Origin of the sequence: Salegentibacter tibetensis (genome assembly GCF_020164485.1) — a bacterium.
Classification (GTDB): domain Bacteria; phylum Bacteroidota; class Bacteroidia; order Flavobacteriales; family Flavobacteriaceae; genus Salegentibacter; species Salegentibacter tibetensis.
In genome coordinates this window covers 166556-174230 of sequence record NZ_JAIQZA010000004.1, presented here as the reverse complement: position 1 = coordinate 174230, position 7675 = coordinate 166556, and the positions used below count along the sequence as shown (strand labels likewise).

Genomic DNA, 7675 nt, shown 5'->3' with positions numbered 1-7675 from the left:
GTATAGAACTTAAGGGGGAAAGTCTAAGAAAAAAACTGTAATATTGTCATTAACTTATCTTTTTGACCAAAATCCTTAGGGGGGTCAGTATGGCCGGAATGAGGGGTCAGCATCACCGGAATATCCATACAGTAGATAAAGCTATTGAGCTTTACGATTATTTAAACGAGGTAACTAAATCAGCAGGCTTCGACGCTATTTGCTATCATTCACGGTTCATAAAAAAAGATCGATTTAAAAAAGAAGAAGAAATATTTAAATTAGATAAGAAAAACAAAGGAGGTATTTTAATAGCTACCCAAGTAGTTGAAGTCTCTTTAGATATCGATTTTGATATACTTTTTACTGAAAATGCCCCTATCGATGCCATAATTCAAAGGGCGGGAAGGGTAAACCGAAAGAGACAAAAAAGTGAAACGAAGGTAATAATTTTTCAACATTTTGAAATCAGTGAAAAGATTTACGATACTGGGAATATTTTGCATGACACGTATGAGGAATTTAAAAAAGTAAATGCCCAAAGGCTTTCCGAAAAGAAGTTAAACGAATTGGTTGATATGGTTTATCAGGATTTAGACATTGAATCTAATGAGAAATATATTGAAGGCTTAAGCAAGCATCTGGATATTCAGTACAAATATAATTTCATCAAGGATTTAACCACAGATGAAAAAGTATTTACGAGGGAAGGTTTAGATACGATTTCAGTTATTCCAAATTGTTTTGAAGAAAAATTAAATGGTTGTGAAAATCGAGATAAACTTAGTAATTACGAATTATCGATCAGTACAAGAAGGGCTAATTCTGTAAAAATCACTTCAGGTCCACTGGATTTTAAATTCATTGATGCAAATTATGATGATGAAAAAGGACTGACTTTTAAATCAAAAAATGATAATAAAGCTTTCGTGGCTTGATTTCTAAAATCCTTATCTTTAATTTAAACAAAAATACACATGCTATGGAAATCACCATTTCAGGAAAGGATAAAGAACGCTTACAGCAGGTAGAAGAGCTGGCTAAAAGTTTGGGTTTGAAAATTTCAAAAAAACAGGTGCTTCAGGAAAAAAAGAAAAAAAAAGCAATAGATGCCCTAGAAAAGCTGGCAAAAATGGGGGCATTTAAAGATATTGATGATCCCGTTGCCTGGCAAAAGGAGCAGCGTAAGGATCGCAATATAGGCAGGGATGAATAAGTTATTACTGGATTCGAATATTATCATTGGAGTGGTTAAGGGTAGGTTTTCGGTTTCACAACTGGAAAAACCTTCACTTATCGTCTCTGAAATAACAAGACTGGAAATTTTTGGATATCATAAACTTCAGCTACAGGAAGAAAAACTTTTAGATAAGTTTTTTAGGAATATTGATTGTTTACCTATTTCCAAAATCATCATAAACCAAGCGATCAAATTTAGAAAACAAAAATCAATGAGTGTAGGTGACTCAATAATAGCCGCAACCGCTTCAGTTTACGAGTTGCCTATAGCAACAGCTAACATTAAGGATTTTAAACATCTTGAGTATATAGCACTTATAAGTCCATTAGAAATATAACCCCACCCATTAAAACAAGGATAAATGTTCTCACCTATTAAAATTAAAATTGATCTTAAAGACCTCCCACACAAATGTACAAGAACGCTGTTGCTTCCCGAAGATATTACCATGCTACAGTTGCATTTTCTAATTCAGGAATCATTTGGTTGGTTAAACGCACATCTTTTTGAATTTAGCGATAACAAAGGCAAGGCTGCCATCCGCGTGGGTGTACCAGATGATTTTGAAGACGATTTTGATTTTATCGAAATGGCTGCTAAACAAGATGCAAGTAAAGTAAAACTCAAAGAAAAATTTTTAGAAGAAACCCAAGGTAAGGCTTTTTGGTATTGGTACGACTTTGGCGACGACTGGTGGCACCATATAAAATTTCTAAAAGTAAGCCAAAAAGACCTCAACCAATTTAAAGAAGCGCCAATCTGCATCAAGGCAGAGGGCAAATGCCCTCCAGAAGATGTGGGCGGCCCTTGGGGCTATGCCGAATTTCTTGAGATCATAAAAAATAAAAAACATCCTGAACATAAGGAAACACGCATCTGGTACGGTTTGGAAAAGGATGAAAAATATGATGAAACCTTCGTGAACCTGGAAGACATCAATTTCTTGTTAGATGAATTCTACCATTCCGAAAACTGGAAAAATAATTCTTATGAACTGTTCTGAATTTTAAAAAATTCCATCAAAACAAGGAAAAAATGACAACATCTTCAACAATACAAGAACTGCAAGTTTGCCGTATTAAGTTCCCGGAAATTAAATTGCAAACCAGGGATGCCCATAAACTTCGGGGCTATTTTGGAAATTTATTTAAAGAGCACTCCCCTATTCTACACAACCATTATGAAGATGGACGTTTCAGGTATAAATATCCGAGCATTCAATATAAAGTAATCAATAACATACCCACCCTTATTGGGATCGAAGAAGGAGCCGAATTATTACCCAGCCTATTTTTAAAAATAAAAGAGCTGGATATTAATGGGCAAAAATTCAGCATTAACACTAAAAACATAGCTCTTACAAATGAAAAAACTGGGTATAGCAGTAGTCTACATGAATATCAATTTAAAACCCTTTGGATGGGGCTTAACCAAACCAATTATGCCAAATATCATAAATTGGAAAGCGAAGTAGAAAAACAGGATATGTTGAATGCTATTTTGGTAGGGCATATTTTAAGCTTTTTTAGAAATACCGGGGTAGAATTAAATGCCAGTGAACGTTTAATGGCAAAAGTAAATATTGAAGAAAAAAGTACCCAGTTTAAAGAAAACAAGATGATTGCCTTTTCAGGAAGTTTTATTGTTAATGCTCTGCTTCCAGATGAAATAGGATTGGGTAAAGCTGTTTCCCGGGGGTTTGGCACTATAAAACGAATTTAAATGCAAATCTTCATCAACACTTACGGAACTTATGTACACGTAAAGGATGATATGTTCCAGATTAAAATTCGGGAAGATAAATCGCAACCGGTAAAAGTAAATCATATTGCAGCACATAAAATCACCTCTTTTATAATGAGCAAGGGTGCAGCGCTTAGTACGGATGCGATTGCCCTGGCTTTAAAACATAATATAGATATTGTAGTTGTAGAAAATGACGGACACCCCATGGGGCGTTTCTGGCATAGTAAATTAGGAAGTACCACTAAAATAAGAAAAGAGCAATTAAAAGCTTCTTTAGACGCTAAGGCAGTAACGTGGATTAAATTGTGGTTGGGGAATAAACTAGAAAATCAGTCCGATTTCCTACAGGATCTTAAAAAACACCGTTCAAATTTACACGAATTCCTGGATATTAAAACCGAAGCTATATTAGATTTCCGACGGAAAATATTAGAAAGTGAAGCAAAAGAAATCAATGAAGTAGCCGAATCCTTTAGAGGTTGGGAAGGTTCTGCCGGAAGGCATTATTTTGAAGCTCTTTCCACCTGTATGCCAGAAGCATTTGCGTTTAAAGGCAGAAGCTTTCGCCCAGCACAAGATGAATTTAATGCTATGCTTAATTATGCCTATGGTATTTTGTACAGTCGTATAGAAAGGTCGTTAATGCTCGCCGGGCTAGATCCTTTTGTGGGTTTTATGCACCGGGACGATTATAATTCCAAAAGCCTGGTTTTCGACTTTATAGAACCCTATCGTATTTATGCAGATAGGTTTGTATTCAGGCTATTTACAGGAAAGAAAATAAACAAGAATTATTTTTCAGAATTTACAGGTGGTTATTCACTTAATGAAGAGGGAAAAGCATTTTTTGTGGCACCATATCTTGAATATCTGGATAGTGAGAAAATACGATACAAAGGTAGGTTGCAAACACGTTTAAATGCGGTACAGTTGGAAGCTCATCGTTTTGCCAATAGTTTAATTGAATAAACATAAATTTATGATCATCTGGGTTCTATATGATATTAAAAATGACAGCGCAAGAAACTTTGTTTCCAAAGCTTGCAAGCACGCCGGTTTATATCGTGTGCAATATTCCTGTTTTTTGGGAACCTTAAACTCAAATGAAAAAGATAGCCTGGAACTGCAAATAGAAAAGGTGATCAATGAAGATACCGATAAGATTTACATTTTTAGGATGAATAAAGAACAGTTAAACGAATGTACGATGATGGGTCAGGCATTTGATGAAAAACTGGTTACCGATGAAGTAAAAGCATTATTTTTTTGATGCAAAGTTTTTATCCTTCACAAATAATTGAATACCTGTATTGCCCACGCTATACGTATTTTGAGTATGTGCTTCGAATTCCGCAGTACGAAGATAAATTCTATAAAGTCAACCGTGGACGTGAAATCCATAATGAGAAATTAGAACGAAATAAGGAATATTTGCGTAAGAAAATTGGTGTTACAAATAAATGGAACGATCAATATTTGGGAATTGATGGATTACGGGGGAAAGTGGATGAGGTCCTCGAACTAAATAATGGTTCTTATGCCCCCTTGGATTATAAATTTGCACTTTGGAAAGATAAGGTTTATGATACCTATAAACAGCAACTTTATTGTTATGCGGTTTTAATAGAAGAAACTTTTAATACCAGGGTAGAAAAAGGTTTTTTGGTATATACGCGTAGCAAACATAAACTGGTTGAAGTTTCTATTCCCGCGGAAGCGAAACAGGAAATCAAAAGCAGTATGGAAAAAATGCTTGATATTATTGAAGAAAACAAATATCCAAAAGCCACTAAATTTAAGAAAAGATGTGTAAATTGTACCTACAGGAACATTTGTATTAAATAGGCGTTCCGGGTATAAATTTATTTTTGAACAACTTATTTTTTAAGTTTATGGTAGTAATAACGGGACATAGCGAATACGGAAACCATTTGAAATATATGGTTTTTAGGTTCTTTGACATATTGAAAAAACAAATTTTAAAAGTTGAAGAAATTGCCATAGGGTACATGATTAAAGGTTCTGGGCAAACAATCGGATTCCAGACCATTCCATTAAGAAATTAGGATTGAAACCTAAAAAACCCCAAAGTTATGGCACAAGAAAAGAAGATTCCAGACCATTCCATTAAGAAATTAGGATTGAAACAAAGCATCGTTGATAAGATCTTTGAAGCTGCAGATGATTCCAGACCATTCCATTAAGAAATTAGGATTGAAACATTAAAAATCAAGATGCTGCATACAAAATTCTGTTATTCCAGACCATTCCATTAAGAAATTAGGATTGAAACAGCAGATTTACGCCAATCCTACAGGTTTTGGAGCTACAAATTCCAGACCATTCCATTAAGAAATTAGGATTGAAACAAGAGAATCAACTGAAAAGGAAAGAAGAAAAGCGCAGAATTCCAGACCATTCCATTAAGAAATTAGGATTGAAACAAGAGAATCAACTGAAAAGGAAAGAAGAAAAGCGCAGAATTCCAGACCATTCCATTAAGAAATTAGGATTGAAACGCTTCGCGTTTTGTTTCTTCTGAAACTTCAGCGGCAAATTCCAGACCATTCCATTAAGAAATTAGGATTGAAACTGAGCAGGGCCTTCGGCTTAAACTTGTATATGCTTCAATTCCAGACCATTCCATTAAGAAATTAGGATTGAAACTCTCTACCGAGGAAGAGGAAGCCGAGTATTTGGAGATTCCAGACCATTCCATTAAGAAATTAGGATTGAAACGGTTCTATTCCTAATTGGAGATCAATGTCGAATAATATTCCAGACCATTCCATTAAGAAATTAGGATTGAAACTCTTGACCCACTGTCCCATACACCCTAGCGAAGTTGAATTCCAGACCATTCCATTAAGAAATTAGGATTGAAACGTTTCTCCTCAGAAAGACGAAGCTTACTACTGGGGAATTCCAGACCATTCCATTAAGAAATTAGGATTGAAACCTCAGGGAGCTTATGGGTCATGAGCGTAATGATATATTCCAGACCATTCCATTAAGAAATTAGGATTGAAACAATTTTACCTTTAAAGCCCAGGACACCCGTACATTCAATTCCAGACCATTCCATTAAGAAATTAGGATTGAAACCCGCGGGCATTTACAATGTAGATGAAACAACTATTGAATTCCAGACCATTCCATTAAGAAATTAGGATTGAAACTAACTCAAAGATAATCAATTAAGTTTTCTATTTAAAATTCCAGACCATTCCATTAAGAAATTAGGATTGAAACCAGATTACAGGCGCAGTAACTACAGCAGGGGATGTAATATTCCAGACCATTCCATTAAGAAATTAGGATTGAAACATAAAGTATATGGCTAAACCAGGAAATTTCGCAGCAATTCCAGACCATTCCATTAAGAAATTAGGATTGAAACATACCTTTTCTGTCAGGAATAAGTGTGGCATCACCATTCCAGACCATTCCATTAAGAAATTAGGATTGAAACTTGAGGAGGGGCGACAAAAGGAAATTAATATGAAAAATTCCAGACCATTCCATTAAGAAATTAGGATTGAAACTTGCCTGATTTGTTGGCTCGGCTAACTCTTCATTTCTATTCCAGACCATTCCATTAAGAAATTAGGATTGAAACTGATATCGTTAATGGCTTTACAAACGTAGAGCTCAGGATTCCAGACCATTCCATTAAGAAATTAGGATTGAAACAAATAATCTAAAGACTACCGTCTAACGACTCCTAATTATTCCAGACCATTCCATTAAGAAATTAGGATTGAAACAATAATGTTACTCTAGTATCCCTGTCACCGAAACCTATTCCAGACCATTCCATTAAGAAATTAGGATTGAAACAGAAAACAACCTGTAGGTTTATTTTTTGATTTTCAGATTCCAGACCATTCCATTAAGAAATTAGGATTGAAACACCTTAACTGAAGCTTCCACAGATCTAGTAATTGAATTCCAGACCATTCCATTAAGAAATTAGGATTGAAACTATCTGTTGCTGGTATTGAATCCCAGCCGTGGTATTTATTCCAGACCATTCCATTAAGAAATTAGGATTGAAACAACAAAACTGAATCTGAATTGTCGAAAAAATTTTTATTCCAGACCATTCCATTAAGAAATTAGGATTGAAACAAACTATTACAAAACCAATACTAAAAAGATAGAAGATTCCAGACCATTCCATTAAGAAATTAGGATTGAAACGTATTCTCAGGAGATTTCCCGAAGTAAAGTGAAGCGGATTCCAGACCATTCCATTAAGAAATTAGGATTGAAACACGCTGCATTTACATCGGTTACTTTTCTAAATCCAATTCCAGACCATTCCATTAAGAAATTAGGATTGAAACATATTGGGGATGTAGTTAAAGTTCAACTCAGCGTAAATTCCAGACCATTCCATTAAGAAATTAGGATTGAAACGTTGAAGAAAAGAAAGAATATGAAATTGAACTTTCAATTCCAGACCATTCCATTAAGAAATTAGGATTGAAACCCAAAACAAAAGCGGTAAGTAGTATTTTGTATTCTTTATTCCAGACCATTCCATTAAGAAATTAGGATTGAAACATTGAAGATAAGGCAAAGAACTTAGCAGAGAAAGCAGATTCCAGACCATTCCATTAAGAAATTAGGATTGAAACTGAGCCTGAAAATTATATTGCTTTAAGAGATAAAAAATTCCAGACCATTCCATTAAGAAATTAGGAT

Annotated in this window: 8 protein-coding genes and 1 CRISPR repeat array (1 of these 9 only partly in view); all 8 genes read left to right on the top strand. The window is 34.7% G+C overall.

Annotated features, from left to right (window positions below; genetic code table 11):
• Positions 1 to 62: 62 nt before the first annotated feature.
• Genes cas3 through cas4 form a run of 8 tightly spaced genes read left to right on the top strand, consistent with a single transcriptional unit; the run spans position 63 to position 4810 of the window.
• Positions 63 to 917 (top strand): CRISPR-associated helicase Cas3', encoded by an 855-nt coding sequence (gene cas3 / locus LB467_RS03550; protein ID WP_224472642.1) that lies wholly within the window; start codon positions 63 to 65, stop codon positions 915 to 917.
• Between the two features lie 44 nt (positions 918 to 961).
• Positions 962 to 1195 (top strand): hypothetical protein, encoded by a 234-nt coding sequence (locus LB467_RS03545; RefSeq protein WP_224472641.1) that lies wholly within the window; start codon positions 962 to 964, stop codon positions 1193 to 1195.
• Positions 1188 to 1556, top strand: coding sequence for a type II toxin-antitoxin system VapC family toxin (locus LB467_RS03540; protein WP_224472640.1), 369 nt, complete (start codon positions 1188 to 1190; stop codon positions 1554 to 1556). The genes LB467_RS03545 and LB467_RS03540 overlap by 8 nt, the downstream gene beginning before the upstream one ends.
• Before the next feature lie 24 nt (positions 1557 to 1580).
• Positions 1581 to 2222: a plasmid pRiA4b ORF-3 family protein gene (locus LB467_RS03535; RefSeq protein ID WP_224472639.1), complete on the top strand. Its 642-nt coding sequence runs from the start codon at positions 1581 to 1583 to the stop codon at positions 2220 to 2222.
• Positions 2223 to 2254: 32 nt separating this feature from the next.
• Positions 2255 to 2941, top strand: coding sequence for a CRISPR-associated endonuclease Cas6 (locus LB467_RS03530; RefSeq protein WP_224472638.1), 687 nt, complete (start codon positions 2255 to 2257; stop codon positions 2939 to 2941).
• On the top strand, positions 2942 to 3934 hold the full coding sequence (gene cas1, locus LB467_RS03525; protein ID WP_224472637.1) for a CRISPR-associated endonuclease Cas1: 993 nt from the start codon (positions 2942 to 2944) through the stop codon (positions 3932 to 3934). It begins immediately after the preceding gene.
• 10 nt (positions 3935 to 3944) lie between these two features.
• Complete coding sequence (gene cas2 / locus LB467_RS03520) at positions 3945 to 4235, top strand: CRISPR-associated endonuclease Cas2 (protein WP_224472636.1); 291 nt, start codon at positions 3945 to 3947, stop codon at positions 4233 to 4235.
• Positions 4235 to 4810 carry a CRISPR-associated protein Cas4 gene (gene cas4, locus LB467_RS03515; protein WP_224472635.1) on the top strand — a complete coding sequence of 192 codons (576 nt, stop codon included), beginning with the start codon at positions 4235 to 4237 and terminating at the stop codon, positions 4808 to 4810. The genes cas2 and cas4 overlap by 1 nt, the downstream gene beginning before the upstream one ends.
• A 193-nt stretch (positions 4811 to 5003) precedes the next feature.
• A CRISPR array of direct repeats spans positions 5004 to 7675; the repeat unit is 37 nt; unit sequence ATTCCAGACCATTCCATTAAGAAATTAGGATTGAAAC (it continues 1467 nt past the right edge of the window).